This window comes from Vibrio pacinii DSM 19139, from assembly GCF_000711795.1.
GTDB lineage: Bacteria > Pseudomonadota > Gammaproteobacteria > Enterobacterales > Vibrionaceae > Vibrio > Vibrio pacinii.
Genome location: NZ_JONH01000001.1, coordinates 166,686 through 185,744, shown reverse-complemented (window position 1 = coordinate 185,744; position 19,059 = coordinate 166,686). Strand labels below are relative to the sequence as shown.

Annotated in this window: 15 protein-coding genes; 9 read left to right on the top strand and 6 right to left on the bottom strand. The window is 44.4% G+C overall.

All coding sequences use genetic code 11. From position 1 onward, the window contains the following. Positions 1–63 precede the first annotated feature (63 nt). Positions 64–1,944: a methyl-accepting chemotaxis protein gene (locus tag BS19_RS00825; RefSeq protein ID WP_038172696.1), complete on the top strand. Its 1,881-nt coding sequence runs from the start codon at positions 64–66 to the stop codon at positions 1,942–1,944. 6 nt (positions 1,945–1,950) lie between these two features. On the opposite strand, the gene BS19_RS00820 is transcribed toward BS19_RS00825, so the two are convergent. From BS19_RS00820 to BS19_RS00810, 3 genes are all read right to left on the bottom strand, one after another. Further along, positions 1,951–2,958: a lipid A deacylase LpxR family protein gene (locus tag BS19_RS00820; protein ID WP_038172694.1), complete on the bottom strand. Its 1,008-nt coding sequence runs from the start codon at positions 2,956–2,958 to the stop codon at positions 1,951–1,953. A gap of 179 nt (positions 2,959–3,137) precedes the next feature. Continuing rightward, complete coding sequence (gene pflB, locus BS19_RS00815) at positions 3,138–5,414, bottom strand: formate C-acetyltransferase (RefSeq protein WP_038172692.1); 2,277 nt, start codon at positions 5,412–5,414, stop codon at positions 3,138–3,140. Positions 5,415–5,729: 315 nt separating this feature from the next. After that, positions 5,730–7,277: a DUF3360 family protein gene (locus tag BS19_RS00810; protein WP_038172690.1), complete on the bottom strand. Its 1,548-nt coding sequence runs from the start codon at positions 7,275–7,277 to the stop codon at positions 5,730–5,732. Positions 7,278–7,971: 694 nt separating this feature from the next. Between BS19_RS00810 and BS19_RS00805 the strand changes: the two genes are divergently transcribed. From BS19_RS00805 to BS19_RS00790, 4 genes are all read left to right on the top strand, one after another. Next, positions 7,972–8,742, top strand: a complete 771-nt coding sequence (locus BS19_RS00805; RefSeq protein WP_038172688.1) for an ABC transporter ATP-binding protein — start codon at positions 7,972–7,974, stop codon at positions 8,740–8,742. Positions 8,743–8,808: 66 nt separating this feature from the next. Beyond that, positions 8,809–9,579 carry an ABC transporter substrate-binding protein gene (locus tag BS19_RS00800; protein ID WP_038172687.1) on the top strand — a complete coding sequence of 257 codons (771 nt, stop codon included), beginning with the start codon at positions 8,809–8,811 and terminating at the stop codon, positions 9,577–9,579. Between the two features lie 86 nt (positions 9,580–9,665). Next, positions 9,666–10,406 (top strand): ABC transporter permease, encoded by a 741-nt coding sequence (locus tag BS19_RS00795; protein ID WP_038172685.1) that lies wholly within the window; start codon positions 9,666–9,668, stop codon positions 10,404–10,406. A gap of 4 nt (positions 10,407–10,410) precedes the next feature. Continuing rightward, the gene (locus BS19_RS00790) at positions 10,411–11,088 is read left to right on the top strand and encodes an ABC transporter permease (protein WP_038172683.1); all 678 of its coding nucleotides are present in this window, start codon (positions 10,411–10,413) and stop codon (positions 11,086–11,088) included. A 69-nt stretch (positions 11,089–11,157) separates the two neighbouring features. Here the strand turns inward: BS19_RS00790 and BS19_RS00785 are convergent, their stop codons facing one another. Beyond that, positions 11,158–12,840, bottom strand: a complete 1,683-nt coding sequence (locus BS19_RS00785; protein ID WP_038172681.1) for an aspartate:alanine antiporter — start codon at positions 12,838–12,840, stop codon at positions 11,158–11,160. Positions 12,841–13,262: 422 nt separating this feature from the next. Between BS19_RS00785 and BS19_RS00780 the strand changes: the two genes are divergently transcribed. The 3 genes from BS19_RS00780 to BS19_RS00770 all read left to right on the top strand — a co-directional run bounded on the left by BS19_RS00780 (position 13,263) and on the right by BS19_RS00770 (position 16,290). Beyond that, a complete protein-coding gene (locus BS19_RS00780) occupies positions 13,263–14,201 on the top strand; it encodes a DUF2860 family protein (protein ID WP_157631108.1) in 939 nt (312 codons plus the stop codon). Between the two features lie 26 nt (positions 14,202–14,227). After that, positions 14,228–15,247: an alpha/beta hydrolase family protein gene (locus BS19_RS00775; RefSeq protein ID WP_084185916.1), complete on the top strand. Its 1,020-nt coding sequence runs from the start codon at positions 14,228–14,230 to the stop codon at positions 15,245–15,247. 146 nt (positions 15,248–15,393) lie between these two features. Next, a complete protein-coding gene (locus BS19_RS00770) occupies positions 15,394–16,290 on the top strand; it encodes a helix-turn-helix transcriptional regulator (RefSeq protein ID WP_038172675.1) in 897 nt (298 codons plus the stop codon). A 92-nt stretch (positions 16,291–16,382) separates the two neighbouring features. Here the strand turns inward: BS19_RS00770 and BS19_RS00765 are convergent, their stop codons facing one another. After that, positions 16,383–16,649, bottom strand: a complete 267-nt coding sequence (locus BS19_RS00765; protein WP_009841803.1) for a GrxA family glutaredoxin — start codon at positions 16,647–16,649, stop codon at positions 16,383–16,385. Between the two features lie 268 nt (positions 16,650–16,917). Here BS19_RS00765 and BS19_RS00760 point away from each other — a divergent pair, with 268 nt between their 5' ends. Continuing rightward, positions 16,918–18,171: an iron-containing alcohol dehydrogenase gene (locus BS19_RS00760; RefSeq protein ID WP_038172671.1), complete on the top strand. Its 1,254-nt coding sequence runs from the start codon at positions 16,918–16,920 to the stop codon at positions 18,169–18,171. Between the two features lie 31 nt (positions 18,172–18,202). Here BS19_RS00760 and BS19_RS00755 read toward each other — a convergent pair whose 3' ends face one another. Then, positions 18,203–19,057: a MurR/RpiR family transcriptional regulator gene (locus BS19_RS00755; RefSeq protein ID WP_038172669.1), complete on the bottom strand. Its 855-nt coding sequence runs from the start codon at positions 19,055–19,057 to the stop codon at positions 18,203–18,205. Positions 19,058–19,059 lie beyond the last annotated feature (2 nt).

The following is a 19,059-nucleotide window of genomic DNA, read 5'->3' as shown; positions in this document are numbered from 1 at the left end:
GCGAATGACGTTCGCCGTCTGGCAAGGTGTTAAACATCTGATTGTTGCTAAAGGACTTTTAATATGGATATGCTTGCGCTTTCGCAAAAACAGAAGGTGACTCTGTTTTTGCTTGTACTTACGATAGGATTTGCTTCACTCGCCTTTTTTACCTCTGATCGATTGTCTCAAATGAAAAGTCACTACCACAGTAGTGCTGAGATAGCCGCAGGCTCTTTGTCTATATACCAAACGCAAAGCCATATCTTGGCCTTGGGGGGCGAACTAGATAGCATGACTGGAGCTAAGGTTCCAGCGACACTAGCCCGTATTGATGACATCGTCGTATCGATTGGTAAAGACTCACAGTTTCTGAGCCAAGTAGGGTTAGTCTCTCAAGCTGAGCAACTTACGCAAAGTGTGCTTGACTTCAAAGATGCGGTATCACCTTGGCTATCGATGAAGCAAGAGCTCGGTTTTAATATTGACGAAGGTAAGCTTGGCCAAATGAAGCAATTGGCCGCGACGATTGAACAAAAAATCGCTGAAACAGGCATGGTGACACTCAATTCAGACTTCCAAGCCATGGTTAAGGCTCAGCAGAACTACTTGTTGCAGCCAACAGAAGAGAACTTAAAACTGTTTAATCGAGCTATGGGGGCGTTTGAAAGTATGTCAAACGTCTACGCGATGCTTGATCTTTATGAACAAGAGATTGAACAGTATAAACAAACCTTTGTTGGTGTCAGTGAGTTATCAAAGCAGTTAAACGCTATCGAACAACAAGTGAACTCTACCAAAGTTAATATGACGCAATTGATTGGTTCGATTACTTCGGATCTTGGCGGGATCAGTGCTCGCTATCAAAATGTGGCGGAAAATACCTCTCAGCAAACCTTGTGGTCAATTCTGGTTGCCTGCGTAATTTTGGCCGTGTTTACTATTACTATTTCAGCGTTACAGAGCGCGTCTTTATCTCGCTCGTTAAATCGCACCAAAGAGATTTTGTACAGTTTGTCTACTGGCGATCTTTCTCAACGTATGGTTCAGAGCCAAAATCCCAATGATGAGTTCAACCAGTTGGCTACGAGCATTAATCAAGGATGTGAAAATCTCGGCGAGTTGGTCTCTGGTGTGCAAAATAGCAGTTTAGCTTTGTCGAGTAATGCGGCAGAGCTCAATCAAGGCCTAGATAGACTCGCTCATAACCAATCGGAAGTGTTGGGGCAAACTCAACTGTTAGCTTCTGCGACAGAAGAAGTCAGCGTGACTACGCAAGAGGTATCCAATTCGCTTGAATTTGTTGCAGAGATCAGTCGTTCGTCGACTCATGCGGCAGAAGAGGGGGCGAAAGTGATTGGTTCCGCTATTAGCTCTTTAGAAGAGGTTGGCTCTATCATGACCTCAGCGGCTGGCCACATCAATCAGTTAGAAGAAGCTTCATCTAAAGTCGATTCGGTGATGGATATCATCAATGGCATTGCAGAACAAACTAACTTACTTGCGTTGAATGCGGCGATAGAAGCGGCGCGTGCTGGCGAGCAAGGTCGAGGTTTTGCCGTAGTTGCCGATGAAGTGCGTAGTTTGGCGGTGAGAACGGTCGATGCGGTATCGGAAATCTCTGGGACCATCGATACGATGAAAAAAGAGAGCGCCGAAGTGATTCAGTATATCGGTCAATCAGAGTCTTCGATGAAGACAGGACGTGAACGCGGTCAACAAGCCATGGATGCGCTAAAACTCATCACAGAAAAAGCCGATGAAGCGTCTCATCAAACGGAAGTTATTTTTACCTCGATTAAAGAGCTCGCCACGACCAGTCAATCGATGGCAGACAACATGACACAGATCTCGTCGGCAATGAAAGAACTTGAAGAAAATAACGAACAGTTACGAAATGTCAGTGGGGTGGTAGAGCAGCGGTCTGACAGCCTCAACCAAGACTGTCAGAAGTTCACCATCTAGGCAAGTTTAGAAGAAAGCATAAAGAGCTAAGGCGCCAGTACCGTATATCGATTCTGGCGCTTCTTTGTAATCAGGTGTTTTGGCTGTCGCAGAAAGTGTGGCGCCAAAGCTTTGGTTATACCAAGCAAAACCCGCAACGGCACTCGCTTGAGTCTTGTCTAAGTTCACATTGTAAATATTTGGGTCTTCGCTCTGGCTGATGGCGTACTTATTGACACCTGAACGTTCACCTTCGATGGTGATATCATTAAAGCGATAACGTGCCTCAATCCCGGCAAAGACAAACCACCCGCCTTGGGAGCCTGCTAACATGCTGGCTCTAAAAGGGTTTTCATTATCAATATTTGCAGCGCCCATGCTGCCACCTAAATCAGCCCCCCAACGGAACATGAGTCCAGTTGAAACATCACTGCGGAAATTACCAGCGTTAAGCTCAGAAACATTGGATATTTCCCAATCGGTATTGGCAATAGAGCGCTGACGCCACAAATTGAAGTGGCTTAAGTAGCCGATGCTGGCGACGAACTTATCGTCAATTTGGTATGCCCAGCCTTGTGGTTCATCTGAACCAGTAATTCCGTGTACGATGTCTTGAGCTTGGTCTGCTAAGGAGCTTTCGCCTGTCGTGCCTAGCGTCAGATTAAATCGCTGTGCTTGCTGTGGATTGAGGCTGATATAGTTGAATTCAGTATGCAGGAACCCAGCATATGGTCGGTCGTTAGCCAGTGGCGCTGTTGCTTCGATATCGGATGGTGTGTACATCTTGTGGCCAAGAACAAATTCAAATTTATCCAACGATGCAGCACCCCAGAAAGAGAGACTGAGCGGTTCAAATAATCGATATGGAGTGATAGATCCAGTCGCGTAGCTTAAAAATAATCCATTGGTGTAATCTTGATCGACGCCAAATATGCCATCGTTATCGATAGAAAAAGAAACGGTGGATTTGTCAGACGCAACACTTGCAGCGGAGGCAAGTAATAGCGGCAAAATATAGATGTGGTTCGACTTCATAATACTACGCTTAACTCAATTAGATAGTTGATAATACAAGATTAATTGAATTAGATGGTAGCGAGTTATCTAGCAGTGAAGGGGATTTGTGCAGTAAGTCGACTAAATTAGGTCGGTTGTTAGGTAAAAATAATAAAGCCCCGCTTTGAGCGGGGCTTTGTCAATCATTTAAACCGAGATTATAGAGACTCAGTAAATGTACGTGCGATTACGTCAGCTTGTTGCTCTGCAGTTAGAGAGTTGAAGCGAACAGCGTAACCTGAAACACGGATTGTTAACTGAGGGTATTTCTCAGGGTGCTTAACAGCGTCTTCTAGAGTGTCACGGTTAAGAACGTTAACGTTAAGGTGTTGACCACCTTCGATGCCAGCTTCGTGGTGGAAGTAACCATCCATTAGACCTGCAAGGTTAGCACGTTGTGAGCCTTCATCTTTACCTAAAGCATTAGGTACGATAGAGAAGGTGTAAGAAATACCATCTTGTGCATCAGCGAACGGTAGTTTAGCCACTGAAGTTAGTGACGCTACCGCGCCTTTCTCATCACGACCGTGCATTGGGTTTGCACCAGGAGCGAAAGGAGCACCAGCACGACGACCATCTGGAGTGTTACCCGTTTTCTTGCCGTATACCACGTTCGAAGTGATAGTCAGGATAGACTGAGTAGGGATAGCGTCACGGTACATCTTAAGCTTACGGATTTTACCCATGAACGTAGAAACAAGTTCACATGCGATATCATCAACACGAGCGTCATTGTTACCAAATTTAGGGTAATCGCCTTCGATAACGAAATCAGTTGCAATACCGTCTTCATCACGAACAGGTTTAACCGTTGCATATTTGATTGCAGACAGTGAGTCAGCAGCAACAGAAAGACCAGCAATACCACAAGCCATTGTACGACGAACATCACGATCGTGCAGAGCCATCAGAGACGCTTCGTAGCTGTACTTGTCGTGCATGTAGTGGATGCTGTTCAATGCAGTCACGTATTGCTTAGCTAGCCAATCCATGAATGTATCTAGACGAGACATTACGTCTTCGTAGTTTAGAACCTCGTCAGTGACCTTGTCGCCAACTGGGCCAACTTGCATCTTAAGCTTCTCATCAACACCACCGTTGATTGCGTAAAGCATTGTCTTAGCAAGGTTCGCACGAGCGCCAAAGAACTGCATTTGCTTACCGACAATCATTGGAGATACACAACATGCGATTGCGTAGTCATCAGATTGTAGATCAGGACGCATTAGGTCGTCATTTTCGTACTGGATAGAAGAAGTATCGATAGACACTTTCGCACAGAACTTCTTAAAGCCTTCAGGAAGCTGTTCAGACCAAAGCACGGTAATGTTTGGCTCTGGAGACGGTCCCATAGTGTATAGGCTGTTTAGGAAACGGAAGTTAGTACGTGATACTAATGTACGACCGTCAACACCCATACCACCCATTGACTCTGTTGCCCAAATTGGGTCGCCAGAGAAAAGCTCGTCATATTCAGGAGTACGTAGGAAACGAACCATACGTAGCTTCATGACGAAATGGTCAATCATTTCTTGCGCTTCAACTTCGGTGATCTTACCTGCAGCAATATCACGCTCGATGAAGATATCTAGGAACGTAGAAGTACGACCTAGAGACATAGCGGCACCATTTTGTGACTTAACAGCAGCAAGGTAGCCGAAGTAAGTCCATTGGATCGCTTCTTGAGCAGTTTGAGCAGGCTCAGAGATGTCAAAACCGTATTTAGCGGCCATTTGTTTGATTTGACCAAGTGCACGATGTTGCTCTGCGATTTCTTCGCGAAGTTGCATCGTTGCCGTTAGGTCTTCACCATTTTCGAAACGCTCTTGAAGAGAAGTGAACTGAGCCAGCTTGTCCTTCATTAGGTAATCAATACCGTACAGTGCAACACGACGGTAGTCACCGATAATACGGCCACGGCCATACGCATCAGGAAGACCAGTCAGAACACCAGATTTACGACATTTCAAGATATCAGGCGTGTAGATATCGAATACGCCAGCGTTATGAGTTTTACGATATTCAGTGTAGATTTTAGAGATGCTTGGATCGAGTTCACGGTTGTATGCTTTACATGAACCTTCAACCATACGGATACCACCATTAGGGATGATAGCGCGCTTAAGTGGTTTCTCAGTTTGAAGACCTACGATGGTTTCTAGATCTTTCTCAATGTAGCCTGCATCGTGAGCAGTGATGGTAGAGATAACATCAGTATCAAAATCTACAGGTGCTTTAGTCGCGTTTTCCTGTTTGATACCTTCCATTACCTTAGCCCAAAGCACGTTAGTTGCTTCAGTGCCTTCAGAAACTAGGAAAGATTCATCGCCTTCATATGGCGTATAGTTCTTTTGAATGAAATCACGAACGTTTACTTCGTTTTGCCAATCACCTTCAGCAAAACCTTCCCAAGCTTTAGCAAATTGCTCTGCCATGACATACCTACCTTTTTAGTAGAAAAAACACGTACCTAATCAAACCGTTGAGTTAGTTAGACCCTCGAAAATTGAGGCGGTACACTCTTATGAATAACAATATGTATAGTCTTTAATTTCGGTTATCGATAGTGAGAACAAACTATAAATATTGTGACTGTGTTTATTAGCTTAGATAACAGAGTAAACTAAAAAATTTTTATAAACCTTAAACTAAATCAATAAATGCGCTTTTTGCTAAAATTTTTTGAAATAAATCCCTTGATACTAAAAAAAAGTTGAGGACCAAAGCGATCCTCAACTTTCTTGAGTCACTTATAGGAAGGCTGGAATGCCGTATTGACCTTCAAGCATACCCACCGCAAGCATTGCTACTAAACAGATAACAAATACACCGACTGGAATAATGATTTTATCTGCGAAAGATAGGCGTGAAGCGCGTTCTTTGTCGCCAATTAGGCCATTGTTGTCTAGGAACATAGTAAGCGCCCATGCAAGTACAGGGTTAGCTACAACGGATGCAAAGATACAAATACCAGCTGCCTGTGAATCTCTTGTTTCTTTGACCATCTGCATACCAGCTTCAAGCAGCGGTAAGAAGACACCGACCAGAAGAGCGACACGCATTACAGGAGGCCACACCGCTACATCCATTGGGAAGCCTAAAATAGCCACGATGATACACAGTGAACCAAGCAAAATCGCGCCCGCAGGAATAGGTCGTTTCGCGATCGCTGCAGGGATCATGTAGGTCCCCCAAGAAGAAGTGATGTTACCACCACCTACAGCAGTACCGACCATTTGACGAATAGAACACATGGTCATGGTGTCATCGACATCCATCAGAACTTTTTCAGTCTTACGTGGGTAGTTCAGCTCTTGGAAAATACGGTGACCAAGGAAGTCTGGAGACCACATTGCAACTGCCAGAATAGCAAATGGTAAAGAGGCAATAAAGTGCTGCAGATTTGGAAGACCAAGCATCCAGCCTTGCTCTGTGCTACCCCACCAATAAACAGGGTTAAGGTTTGGAAGCCCCATTTCGGTTTCAAAGGTGAGGTCAAAACCAGCACCTAGGCCAAGCGCAAGAATAAGACCCGTGATCGCACAGACCGGAATCGCCAGCCAACGCTTATTCACTTTGGCTAAGTAAGCATATACGGCGATGTTGATGCCCAATACCACGAGGCCAACATAACCCATACTACCGGCGGCAACTTCGGTTGACTGCAAGCCTACTGCCCAATCTTGAATTGAACCAATCTGGCTCATCGTCCCAGTAAAACCTAAGAAGATCAATAAGCCGCCAGCGGTACCTTGAGACGTAAGATTAACGAGTTTGGAACCACCTTTGAAGTAGCTTAACAACAAACCAAACACACCGAGCAAAATGGCTAGAGCTAAAGGGTGGGCGCCTGCAAGTGCGATAGAGCCGATAAGCGGAATCATTGGACCGTGGTTACCAGCAAGGTTTGCTCGCGGGTTAATAAATCCTGAAGCAAGGATACAGAATAGCAATGCTGGGATTAGCATTTCTACTCGTGCGACTTCGATAGCGAATTCTTTGCCTAAGTTAACGTGGTCCCATGCTGCAGTGAGCCCATCTGCCCAAGACATCATGACCGCCGAGTACATGGCGATAATACCAATGGTACCCGCCAGTGCTGGCACGAGATCTTCAAGCTCAAAACGGAAGTCACGACCTGGTAGGTTCAATCCGAAGCGACGTGGCTTCATGATTTGTAGTTCGTGGTCTAGATAGTCTGAACGGTTTGCAAACTCAGAAGCTGGGCGGTGAAGCTCTTGATAGCTCTTGTTTTCGATATCCGAATCAGAGTGCGGTTGTTTTACTGCGTCTGACATAGATTCCTCATATTCAAAAATGTTAATAATTCATCAAAGAACGACCCGATTGTTATTGTGTGTCGGTCATTCAGTAAAAACCTGGTCCTAGTATCGCTTCCAGCAGTTGACTCTTGGTCTGCCTTGATTAGCCTTACCTTACCCTTTTGTAGCGCAATGTCCATGTGCTAAAGCATAGAGGATTGAAAGACAAAAAGAGAGGCTATTGAGGCTTTTATCTCTTGGCCGAGTTTAACGTGCTAACCCTAAGGAGTGATTGATTTAGATCACTTTATGAAAGGTTGTGAAAGAAAACTACACAACAATCTATTTACAGGTTAAACAAGGCGATATCCGGTGAAACTAATTTTCAAATTGTTTATTTAATTAGCGATATTCAATGTGTTACCTCGGCAATTGTTAGGTAGTGACTACCTTGATTGAGTGAGATCTTGTTTTTATAAAAATGTTAATACAGAGGTTGGGGGGATAATTTGCTGTTAAAAAGGTTTTATGCGAGATATGGAGCTTTTTTGACTGTTTAATGCATTATTACTCATATTAATTGGCTATATATTGCTGATTTATAGGTTAATAATTTGTTGCATGTTGGGCGGTGGAGTGCTAATTTGTATCGCAATGTGGGTGGAACCCAACAGAAACCAATCGGTATATGCGAGTGATTGGGCATAATAAAGACAGGGAGTAATAGCGCATGAAAGATGTACCAGCGCTGGACATAAAAGAACTGCATAAAACATTTGGACAAAATGAAGTTTTAAAGGGCATCTCATTAGAAGCCCACAAAGGGGACGTAATTTCCATTATCGGTTCATCCGGTTCTGGTAAAAGCACTTTTCTAAGATGTATTAATCTACTCGAAACGCCAACCGCTGGAGAAATTTGGGTCGATGGTGAATTGATTCAAATGAAAAACAATCGCCAAGGCGAAGCCGTTCCTGCCAATGAAAAGCAAGTACAACGCATCCGTTCTCGTTTGGCGATGGTATTCCAAGGTTTTAATCTTTGGTCGCACATGACGGTGCTAGAAAACGTCATCGAAGCACCAGTACACGTTCTTGGTGTGCCGAAAGCCCAAGCTATAGAAAACGCCGAAGTATTGCTGAAAAAAGTCGGCTTGTATGAGCGTAAAGACTACTACCCAGGCCACCTTTCTGGCGGGCAACAGCAGCGTGCTGCTATCGCTCGCGCACTCGCTGTCGACCCTGAAGTGATGTTATTTGATGAACCAACCTCTGCCCTTGACCCCGAACTCGTGGGTGAGGTGTTAGGCGTTATGCGCGATCTAGCAGAAGAAGGACGCACCATGCTTGTGGTTACCCATGAAATGGCGTTTGCTCGTGACGTCTCAAACCATGTAATGTTTTTGCATCAAGGATTAGTAGAAGAGCAAGGTGATCCTGCGAAACTATTTACTAACCCTGATTCAGAGCGCTTGCAACAGTTTATCTCTTCGATTTATTAATCGCCGCAGTGCGGCAAACACAACAACTAAGCTAAAATAAAAAATCCCAATCACAGGAGTATGGAAATGAAAAAGTGGTTATTAGCAGCAACTTTGGCGGCAACAGCTGCATCAGGTGTCGCTCAAGCGAAAGAATGGAAAACAGTTCGCTTTGGTATTGAAGGTGCATATCCTCCGTTTAGCTGGACAGAGGCCGACGGCTCTTTGAAAGGCTTCGATGTTGATATGGCGAACGCTTTGTGTCAGGAAATGAAAGTGGAATGTAAGATCGTCCCACAAGACTGGGATGGCATTATCCCTTCACTTCTTGCGCGCAAGTACGATGCGATCATCGCAGCAATGTCTATCACTGAAGAGCGCAAGAAAAAAGTCGACTTCACTGGTAAGTATGCTCAGATCCCTAACAAATTCATCGCTAAAAAAGGCGCTGGCCTTGATTTTGACAACTTAGACGGTCAAAAAATTGCGGTTCAACGTGCCACTACGCACGACAAATACCTGACTGATAACTACGGCGATAAAGTAGAAATCGTTCGTTACGGCTCTTTCGATGAAGCTTACCTAGATCTTGCAAACGGTCGTGTTGTCGCTGTTTTGGGTGATGCTTCTGCGTTAGAAGAAGGCGTACTGAATAAAGACGGTGGTGAAGGTTATGAGTTTGTTGGCCCTGCACTGATGGATCCGAAGTGGTTTGGCGAAGGTATGGGTATTGCTGTACGTAAGCAAGACAAAGACCTAACTCAAAAGCTAGATGCAGCTATCGTTTCTCTGCGTGAGAAAGGTGTTTACCAAGAAATCGCAGCGAAATACTTTAAATACGACGTTTACGGCCAGTAAGCGTTGTTAAGCGGTCGTTGGCTCTTGTTCCGAGGAGTAGTAGTCAACGACCGATTTTATAAAGTTTAGGGATCAGGAACTTACCTATGCTGGATCTACAAGGATATGAAGCCTCGATTTTAAAAGGGGCCGTAGTCACCATTGAAGTCGCGTTATTATCATTAATACTCGCGATGATTTTAGGCATGCTTGGTGCGTTAGCCAAGATGGCTCCGTATCGCTGGGCCAGAGCCATTGCGACACTCTATACCACAGTGATTCGTGGTATTCCCGATTTAGTTCTTATGATGCTGATTTTCTTCGGCGGACAAATCCTGCTTAACAATAGTTTATATGCAATTAATGAAACTCTGAATGAGTGGTTTGCGTCTAGCGATCCTAGTCATGAATGGACGGCATATTTACCTGATTACATCGACGTGAGCCCATTTATTGCAGGTGTTCTCACCATAGGTTTTATCTTTGGTGCCTACATGGCAGAAACCTTCCGTGGTGCAATTATGGCAGTAGACAAAGGTGAACTCGAAGCCGCCAAAGCATACGGCATGAGCTCGGTAATGGCGTTTAGACGTATTTTGTTACCGCAAATGGTTCGCCACGCATTGCCTGGTTTTGGTAACAACTGGCTTGTTTTGCTCAAGACAACAGCGCTTGTCTCCATCATCGGTCTTGAAGATATGGTACGGGTGAGCTCCCTTGCTGCAGGTTCAACCAAGATGCCGTTTACCTTCTACATGGCCGTTGCGATTATTTTTCTGTTCTTTACCAGTGTTTCAACTGGCTTTTTGAAGATCATCGAACGCAAATTCAGTATTCACGCGAGGTAAAAGGATGGACTTTTCGTTAATTGTTGAAAGTTTACCAATCTATTTAGAGGGTCTTTGGACCACCGTTTGGCTCGTGTCACTGGCACTGGTGATTGGTCTTTTTGTTGCGATTCCTTTGGGCGTTGCCCGTAACAGTGATAACTATCTGCTTAATGGGCCTAGCTGGGCGTTTATATACTTTTTCCGCGGCACGCCACTTTTAGTCCAGCTTTATTTGATCTATTACGGTATGGACCAGTTTATTGCGGTCAAAGGTACCTTGTGGGAGCATGCTTGGTTCTGTGCCTTAGTGGCTTTTGTGCTTAATACTTCCGCTTATACCGCAGAGATCATTCGTGGTGCAATCAACGGTTTACCAAAAGGTGAAGTGGAAGCTGCCAAAGCTTATGGCATGAGTGCGTTTATGACGTACCGTCGTGTTATTTTGCCAAGTGCGTTACGTCGCGCATTACCTGCTTACAGTAATGAGGTGATTTTCATGCTGCATGGTAGTGCGGTTGCAGGGATTGTGACCATTGCCGATCTAACGGGTGCCGCACGTCTGGTGAATTCACGCTACTACGCACCGTTTGAATCCTTCTTAACGGCAGGCCTGTTCTACATGGGACTGACATTTATTATTCTGATGTGTTTTAAAGCAGCAGAAAAACGTTTCCTAGCCTATTTAAGACCATTAAGTTAAGTCATCGAAATACAAAAAAGGCTTCCCGCGGGAAGCCTTTTTACTTTTCCAAATTGAGAATACTCAATATCAGCTTAAGATAATCAGTATCGTACCGGCTAAGGTCATCAGTATATTAGCGATGGCGTAGGTGCCAGCATAACCAAGCGCCGGAATGGTTGATTTCGCATAGTCATTGACGATATCCATCGCAGGAGCGCAAGTCCGTGCGCCAATGATGGCGCCAAACAGCAGTGCGCGGTTCATTTTTAATAGGTAAGCGCCAACTAGGTAAGCGACGACGACTGGCACCACACTGACTAAAAACGCCAAACCAATGACCTGTGGGCCAACTTGTGACAGGTGGTCAAACATTTTTCCACCCGCACTTAAGCCGATACCGACCATAAAGAACATCAAGCCAAGATCTTTGACCATGTTCAGTGCTCCTTGGGGAACATAGCCAAATGTAGGGTGATTGGCGCGTAAAAAACCCAGTGTGATTCCGGACAGAAGTAGGCCGACAGCATTACCTAAACCGAAGGACATTTGACCAAATGTCATGGTAATTAAACCAAACAGCACACCGAGGATGAAAAAACTACAGAAGGCCAGTAAATCCGCCATTTGACTGTGAATCGAGATAAAACCGATCTTCTCAGCGAGACCATGAACTCGACTCTTTTCGCCACTAACTTGCAGTACATCCCCTTTGGCCAACACGATATCTAGGTCCATCGGCATTTCAATTTGTGCACGAACAACACGGTTAAGGAAACAGCCATACTCTGATAAGTTGAGATCAGAGAGGCGCTTTCCAGCAATCGCGTCACTTTTTACTACGATCTCTTCTTCTGCGATACGTAGGTCAAGTAAGTTTCGGTCAAACACTTCTTTACCATTACGAAAGCTTGGGTCGAGGCGAGCGTGGCTATCAGGAAAGCCAACGAGGGCAATTTCGTCGCCCTCTTGTAATATTGCGTCACCGTCCGGGTGGGCTAAAATACCGTTGCGGCGGATACGCTCGATGTAACACCCAGTCTGACGATAGATCCCCAGCTCGCGTAGGTTCTTGCCATCTGTCCAGTTAATCAGCTCTTGTCCGACGCGATAAGCACGAATAATGGGGAGGTAAACTTTACGCTGCCCAGAGCTGCCAAGCCCCCGTTCTTTAGCTATTTGCTGCGCAGAATCTGACAAATTTTGTTTTTGTAGTTTAGGCAGTAGCTTCGCAAACATGATCATACTGATAAGGCCAATCAGATAGGCCATAGCATAGCCGACCGAAAGGTTTTCAATTACCTGCTCAAATGCCATATTGCGTGGGATTGTAGCTAAACCTGAGTTCAGTGCATCTTGGGCTCCCACTAATACCGGAGTTGAGGTGAGTGCACCCGCCATCATTCCAGCCGAAAGACCAAAATCGAGCCCAAGGTAGTGGGACGAAAAGTAGGTAATTGACAAGGCCGTAACGAGTACCACCAGGCTTAAAATAAAGTAGTGTTTTCCATCTCGGAAAAAGATACCAAAGAAGTTTGGTCCCGCTTCAATGCCTACACAGTAGATAAATAGCATGAAACCAATAGTGAGAGCGTCCGCATTAAAGGTGAAGCCAAGGTGGCCCATAATTAATGAGGTAATTAGGACTCCGATTGAGTTACCTAACTGTAGGCTTCCAAAGCGGATCTTGCCGATCGCTAAACCAATAGCAAGCACGACAAAAATGAGCAAAATGGGGTTTTGTTCTAGCAAAAGTACTACGTCAATATTCACGGGCGATTCTTGTATTGCGGCCGAGGGTGGTTGTATGCGCGAATTGTATCTGAATATGACTAAAAAATAAGTGAAATATTTTATATTTTACTATTAGTTTACACAGGGTGTCGTTAACCGTTGACTATTCTATTAGTTTTATAAGGTTTCAGCGTTGCGAGAGGCAGCCAATCAAGCGCGGATTGGGCGAGTCTAGTGAGTCGTTTAGTCATCCCGATCACGACAATTTCTTCTAAGAAGTTGCTCTTAAATGAGCTTTTTACATCGATACCACTTCCATTTCGTTATTTTGCATTCAGCAAGTTGGGACACTTTTTAACGCTAAAGCTATGGAACAATTCTCATCATAACTGGTGGAGAGCAGTCATCGCCTTTTTTGTCAAAGATGAAGATTGAGCGCTATAAAAAGTAAGGGAGAGATTGTGAAAACAAATTTACTCGTGGCTATGTCTGTAGTGATGTCATTGATATCAAGTGACATTTTAGCTGCAAGACAAGGACTGTCAGGAAGTGTTGGGGCCGTAGCTATTTACAATGAAATTCAAAGTAACCTAAACACTGGAGATGACAATAGACTTTCATCACTAAACCATGAGGGGAATCGCGTAGTAACTAGCAACCTTATTCCGTTAGGTCAGGTTCGTTATCAAATCAATGATCATCAAATATTTGTTGGTCAAAATGAGGATACTTTTGTTCGAGGCGTGCTTGCTCTCGAAATTGGCTATACAAATCAATGGAACAGCGCATCATCGCTGACCGTCGCAGTCGCGCCAACATTAGTCACGGGTGAAGTATGGGCTAACCCGTATTTACTTAATAACGCAAGAGAGAAAACCGATATCAAGGGTAATGTATATCGGTTGAAATTCGAACACCACTACATGTCGTTGAATCTAGCTTATTATGACCGGGAGGTTGGAAGAGAAATGACACCAAATAGCTTACTCAATCGAGATGGCAATGGTTATTTTTCCAACATTTCATTCCCCATTCCCTTTTCAGCCGATGTTTTCATTGAACCAAGCCTTTTTTATCAAATAGACAGTGCACAAGGTAAAGCCAATGCGTTCGATAAATTAGGTGTAGGGCTAAGCGCGACATTATTTGTCCATCCTTATACTTTCGTCATTGATAGTCGACTTTCGACCAGTGAATACGATGCGAAGCATCCCATCTTCGAAAAAATCAGGGAGGAAGATAGGTTTCACTTAAGTCTGTCATTCGAAGAGGTAAACATTTTGGGATTTGATCAAGTCAGTTTTGTTAGTCAGTTGGCTTATGAGCAGTCACAGTCAAACATTGCGTTTTACAATCAGCAAGAGTTCACTATTCTTTTGGGCGGCTTGTATCGTTTTTAATCTATTGTGTAAGAGTGATTATTAATATGAGAATCATAAAGTTAGAATCGTTAATGGTTTTCTTGGTTCTCCTGTGTTGGAGTGAAGTGACTTTGGCGAATGTGACTGAGCAGCGGCTGAGTTTTGAACATGACGGCTACACACTTAGTGCTTATTTCAAATCGCCGAGTGACGCACACAAGGTTAAAGGCGTGGTGTTTTTTATATCAGGTGATGGTGCGACGCCATATGATGCTGATGGTTACTATGATGAAATTTGGCAAGTGTTTCTAGATGCTGGTTATGCAGTCTTTAGCTGGGACAAACCTGGCGTCGGTCAATCGGGCGGCAACTGGCTTAAGCAATCAATGTTGAATAGGCAAGGTGAGGTGCGTAGCGCGATTAGTTTCGTAAAGAAACACTATCCGGATAAGGCTCAAACCATTGGTGTGATGGGGTTTAGTCAGGCTGGATGGGTCGCTCCCGCATTGATGCGAAATAATCCAGATATCAGTTTTATGGTTGGAGTTGGCTATGCGATGAACTGGTTGGATCAAAGTTGGTATATGACAAAAATTAAATTGCAACGTGAAAAGGCCAGCTCTGCTCAGTTTCGTCACGCGAGACAGAGGCATCAACAAGAGCGGTTGTTTTGGAAAGAGCGTCCAAGTTATGCCAACTATGTAAAGCTGTTTGCTGATGAAAAAGCGGTAATGAGTGAAGAACGCTTCAACTTTGTTAGAAAAAATGTCTGGTCAGATGCAACAAAGGATTATTTGAACATCAAGCAACCAATACTGATTTTACTCGGTGACAATGATGTGTATGTCGATGTTATGGATACCTACAATGAGCTAACGTTAATCTACAACGGGCAAGATAACGCCATGATTAAAATTATCCCTGATGCGACTCATGGTTTACTCAAATACCCTGAATTCGACGATGAGAATAATGACTTAATATCTCTGGTTAAGTTATTGTTGCTCGGTAAGCGTGCTTACGCGCCAGACTTTTTCACGACACTTTCAGCTTGGCTTGAGAAACTCGACAGCGAAACACCATGAAAAAGAGCATTTTAGCCAGCGCTTGAATCGATCCATCAAAAGCGCTTTGCTTTGCGTCTCGTTTTGGGAATACAGCATGAAATGGGTTTGATTTTAATCGGTGGTCGGGCGATAGTAATTCGGTCTTCCTGTTAAAGTCATTGTCTATGCCTGATCATGTCAAGCCAGTGTTTAAGTTGGTGCCCGAAATTGCGTTATTAGCGTCATTACCGAAGCACCTAAAAAAACGCTTTGTCCTTGCCTTGAAAAAGATGCACGAAGAACCAAGTGAGTCTCGGTCATGGGAAAATATTGCCGCCGATAGTGCGATTTCTCCCTATCATTTCCACCGCCAATTTACCGAGTTGTTTCATGAGACTCCGGGCCAATATATGAGTCGCTTGCGCCTTCAGCTCGCGGTTAACTTGTTGCTCAATGATCACCCTATCTCTGTTCTGGAGATTGCCCAACACTGCGGCTTTACCACCTCTCAGGCTTTAGCTAAGGCGCTAAAAAGAGAGTTGGGGCTTACTGCCAAGCAAATTCGAAAAATAGGTACTGAGTCTACACCTCGTGAGACCTCGGATTTTATCGCAAAACTTGCTCATCCAGGCTTACAATATTCTGTTGAAACTGAGCTGGCAAAGTCGATACCAATGGAACAAGTTTGGTATCCCAAAAGAGGCATGAAAAAAATTGCTCTGGATAATCCAGATTGGGATAGAGTATTTGCAAAGTATGGTCATCGATCAGTGCGTTTATTAGGCGCAACACCTATAAACCAACTTGAGAAGAGCTGGAGTCACATTGAAACTGTTATTGGTGATTGGCAAGTGGACCACGCGAGATACGATTTTATTATCCCCGAAGGATATTACCTGTGCGCTGAGGTTTACTTGCTCTCTGATATTGCTTACAGCACCGCACTTGAAGCCTTGTTCGATATTGCGAAACAACAGCAATTAGAGATTGATGAGCGTGCTTTTTTGGTTGAAATGATTCGTGATATTGAACCGACGTTAACGGGGGGAGTGACGTTTTCGTTTCAACTCCCTATTCGTTGATTAATCTTTTGAGCTATGGCAGTGCGTATGGCAATTCGCCACAAGCAACAAAAAAGCCGCGACAATCGCGGCTTTCACTGAGCAGTCTGGTCTTATTCGTCGAATAGACCAAGATGTTCTTTTGCGTACGCTTCGAATTCGTCGCAGCCACCGATATGATCTTGATCGATGAATATTTGAGGGACGGTTTCTACAGGTTTGCCGACAGTTTTCTCAAGATCTGCTTTAGAAATTCCTTCCGCATGGATATCTACATAACGGTAGTTGAAATCATCGCGTTTTGCTTTCAGTGTTTCTGCGTGCTCTTTTGCACGAACACAGAAAGGACAAGCTGGGCGACCAAAGATAACTACGAACATATTGTTTTTCTCCTGTATTTTGTTACCTGCAACTATGCCCGAATCATAAACGGAAATAAAGTGGCAATTGCCTGTTAGTTTAATAGGTGAAATCTATCGACTAAAAATTGAACCTTTACCGGCCAGTCGGCGTATTCTTAAATGTGCTTTAGCTCTATAAAGACGCAATAAAATAAGGGTTGATACCAACAAGTTGCACTGAGTCAATTTTATTCTTTTACGGAAAAGGCAAGCTGTTACTACGCCAGTGACAGGGAGTGTATCTAGCATGTTTCAGTTTATGACCTCCACTCGAATTATATTTGGAGAAGGTGCTTTGGAGCGCTCTTTGTCGGTACTCAACCAATTTGGCTATAGTGTCCTTTTAGTTAGCGGCAAAAATCTTCAACGCTCAGCACTCGTCATCGACTACTTGAACCATCAAAATATGCGTTACCAACACGTAGCCATTCGCGGTGAGCCTAACATTACCATGGTTGAAGAAGTGGCGTTGGTTGGGCGAAAATTCAAGCCTGATATGGTGGTTGCCATTGGTGGTGGCAGTGTGCTCGATATGGGTAAAGCGTTGGCAGCGGTTATTCCCAACCAAGGCGATGTGTATGATTATGTCGAAGTCGTCGGCAGGAATGTACCGCTTAAAGCAAAGCCCATCCCTTTTATCGCCATTCCCACCACCGCGAGTACTGGTTCTGAAGTAACACGCAATGCGGTACTGCGTTCGGGACAAGATCGAGTTAAGGTCAGTCTACGCAGTCCAGAAATGCTCGCGGATGTTGCGATTGTTGATCCCAGATTAACTTATGGCACTGATACACAAACCTCAGCGCGCGGTGCTATGGATGCCTTTACTCACTTAATGGAAGCCTATGTGTGTGGCGAGCCGAATCCATTGACCGATATGATTTGTGAAGAAGGTTTGCGTAAACTGAGCGGTGCTATCATCAAAGGTTGTCTTGAGGATGATCCACAAGCGCGTAGCGATCTCTCTTTTGCCGCTATGCTCGGCGGAATGGCAATGACCAATGCTAAGCTCGGAGCCGCACATGGATTGGCGTCAGCATTAGGTGGTAAGCTTCATGCGCCGCACAGTATCATTACAGCCCAACTTGCGCCTTATGTGATGCAAGAAAACATCAGGGCCGCGACACTTGCTGGCCGAGACGATATCCTCAATCGTTATGAAAAACTGGCGCAAATTCTCACTGGCCGTGTGAATGCACACCGAGACGATGGAATATTGTGGGTTAATATGATGCTCGATAAGCTGCCACTGCCGAAGCTCAATAGCTTTGGAGTATGCAGTACATCGTTTGAGTCTGTCGCCCAAGATGCATTGAAATCGGTCGCGATCAAAGGCAACCCGATACCACTGACTATCCAACGCTTGATGTATATATTAGATCAGGTGTGTCAATGTGATGGGGAGTGTCAGCAAGGTGAACAACTCGAATCAAGCTCTAAAGCAGATATCATTCACCAAGGTTATCGTCAGGATGAAGGGCGGCTGCAAAGTAGCGAATAAAAAAAGGAGCACTTGTGTGCTCCTTCGTCATTTATAGCTGTGAAAGTTTATCGTAGCGAGAATCTTTCAACACATCTTTTACACGCTTTAAGTTCTCACGAAATCCAGAACCACGACGAAGCGTAAAGCCTGTTGCGAGGACATCGATGACCGTCATTTGAACAACGCGACTTGCCATCGGCATGTATACGTCGGTATCTTCTGGCACATCGAGTGATATAGACAACGAGCTTGCTTTATCAAGAGGTGAGTCTTTAGCGGTAATTGCAATCACTGTTGCGCCGTTTTCACGCGCGAGATTGGCAATTTCCACTTGGCTCTTCGTCCGACCAGTATGCGAGATCAGTACGATAACATCGTTATCAGTACAGTTAATGCAACTCATGCGTTGCATTACGATATCTTCAAAACAGGTAATCGGAATGTTAAAGCGAATAAATTTGTTTTGTGCATCTTTCGCAACCGCCGACGAGGCGCCTAAGCCAAAGAACGAAATTCGTTTGGCTTGAGTTAGCAGATCAACAGCACGATTAACTTGCATCGGGTCAAGGCTATTTTTAGCCACGTCAAGGCACGCCATGGTCGATTCGAAAATCTTGTGCGTGTATGCGTCAGGGCCATCATCTTCTTCAACGTTACGGTTTACATATGGTGTTCCGTTGGCAAGACTTTGTGCTAAGTGTAGCTTGAAGTCTGGGAAGCCTTTAGTATCTAAACGGCGGCAAAAACGATTAACAGTAGGCTCACTTACATCAGCCATTTTGGCTAGCGTAGCAATACTAGAATGGATAGCAGTCTGCGGTGAAGCCATGATTACTTCGGCTACTTTTCGCTCGGACTTACTAAAGTTTTCTAGGTTTTTTTGAATTTTTTCTAATGTATTCATAG

What these genes read in the sequence shown, in the direction of transcription:
- BS19_RS00810 (WP_038172690.1), bottom strand. Translation starts at nt 7,277, where the DNA reads ATGTCAGACGCAGTAAAACAACCGCACTCTGATTCGGATATCGAAAAC.
- BS19_RS00760 (WP_038172671.1), top strand. Translation starts at nt 16,918, where the DNA reads ATGTTTCAGTTTATGACCTCCACTCGAATTATATTTGGAGAAGGTGCT.
- BS19_RS00775 (WP_084185916.1), top strand. Translation starts at nt 14,228, where the DNA reads ATGAGAATCATAAAGTTAGAATCGTTAATGGTTTTCTTGGTTCTCCTG.
- BS19_RS00820 (WP_038172694.1), bottom strand. Translation starts at nt 2,958, where the DNA reads ATGAAGTCGAACCACATCTATATTTTGCCGCTATTACTTGCCTCCGCT.
- BS19_RS00805 (WP_038172688.1), top strand. Translation starts at nt 7,972, where the DNA reads ATGAAAGATGTACCAGCGCTGGACATAAAAGAACTGCATAAAACATTT.
- BS19_RS00770 (WP_038172675.1), top strand. Translation starts at nt 15,394, where the DNA reads ATGCCTGATCATGTCAAGCCAGTGTTTAAGTTGGTGCCCGAAATTGCG.
- BS19_RS00765 (WP_009841803.1), bottom strand. Translation starts at nt 16,649, where the DNA reads ATGTTCGTAGTTATCTTTGGTCGCCCAGCTTGTCCTTTCTGTGTTCGT.
- BS19_RS00800 (WP_038172687.1), top strand. Translation starts at nt 8,809, where the DNA reads ATGAAAAAGTGGTTATTAGCAGCAACTTTGGCGGCAACAGCTGCATCA.
- BS19_RS00790 (WP_038172683.1), top strand. Translation starts at nt 10,411, where the DNA reads ATGGACTTTTCGTTAATTGTTGAAAGTTTACCAATCTATTTAGAGGGT.
- BS19_RS00825 (WP_038172696.1), top strand. Translation starts at nt 64, where the DNA reads ATGGATATGCTTGCGCTTTCGCAAAAACAGAAGGTGACTCTGTTTTTG.
- BS19_RS00795 (WP_038172685.1), top strand. Translation starts at nt 9,666, where the DNA reads ATGCTGGATCTACAAGGATATGAAGCCTCGATTTTAAAAGGGGCCGTA.
- BS19_RS00755 (WP_038172669.1), bottom strand. Translation starts at nt 19,057, where the DNA reads ATGAATACATTAGAAAAAATTCAAAAAAACCTAGAAAACTTTAGTAAG.
- pflB (WP_038172692.1), bottom strand. Translation starts at nt 5,414, where the DNA reads ATGGCAGAGCAATTTGCTAAAGCTTGGGAAGGTTTTGCTGAAGGTGAT.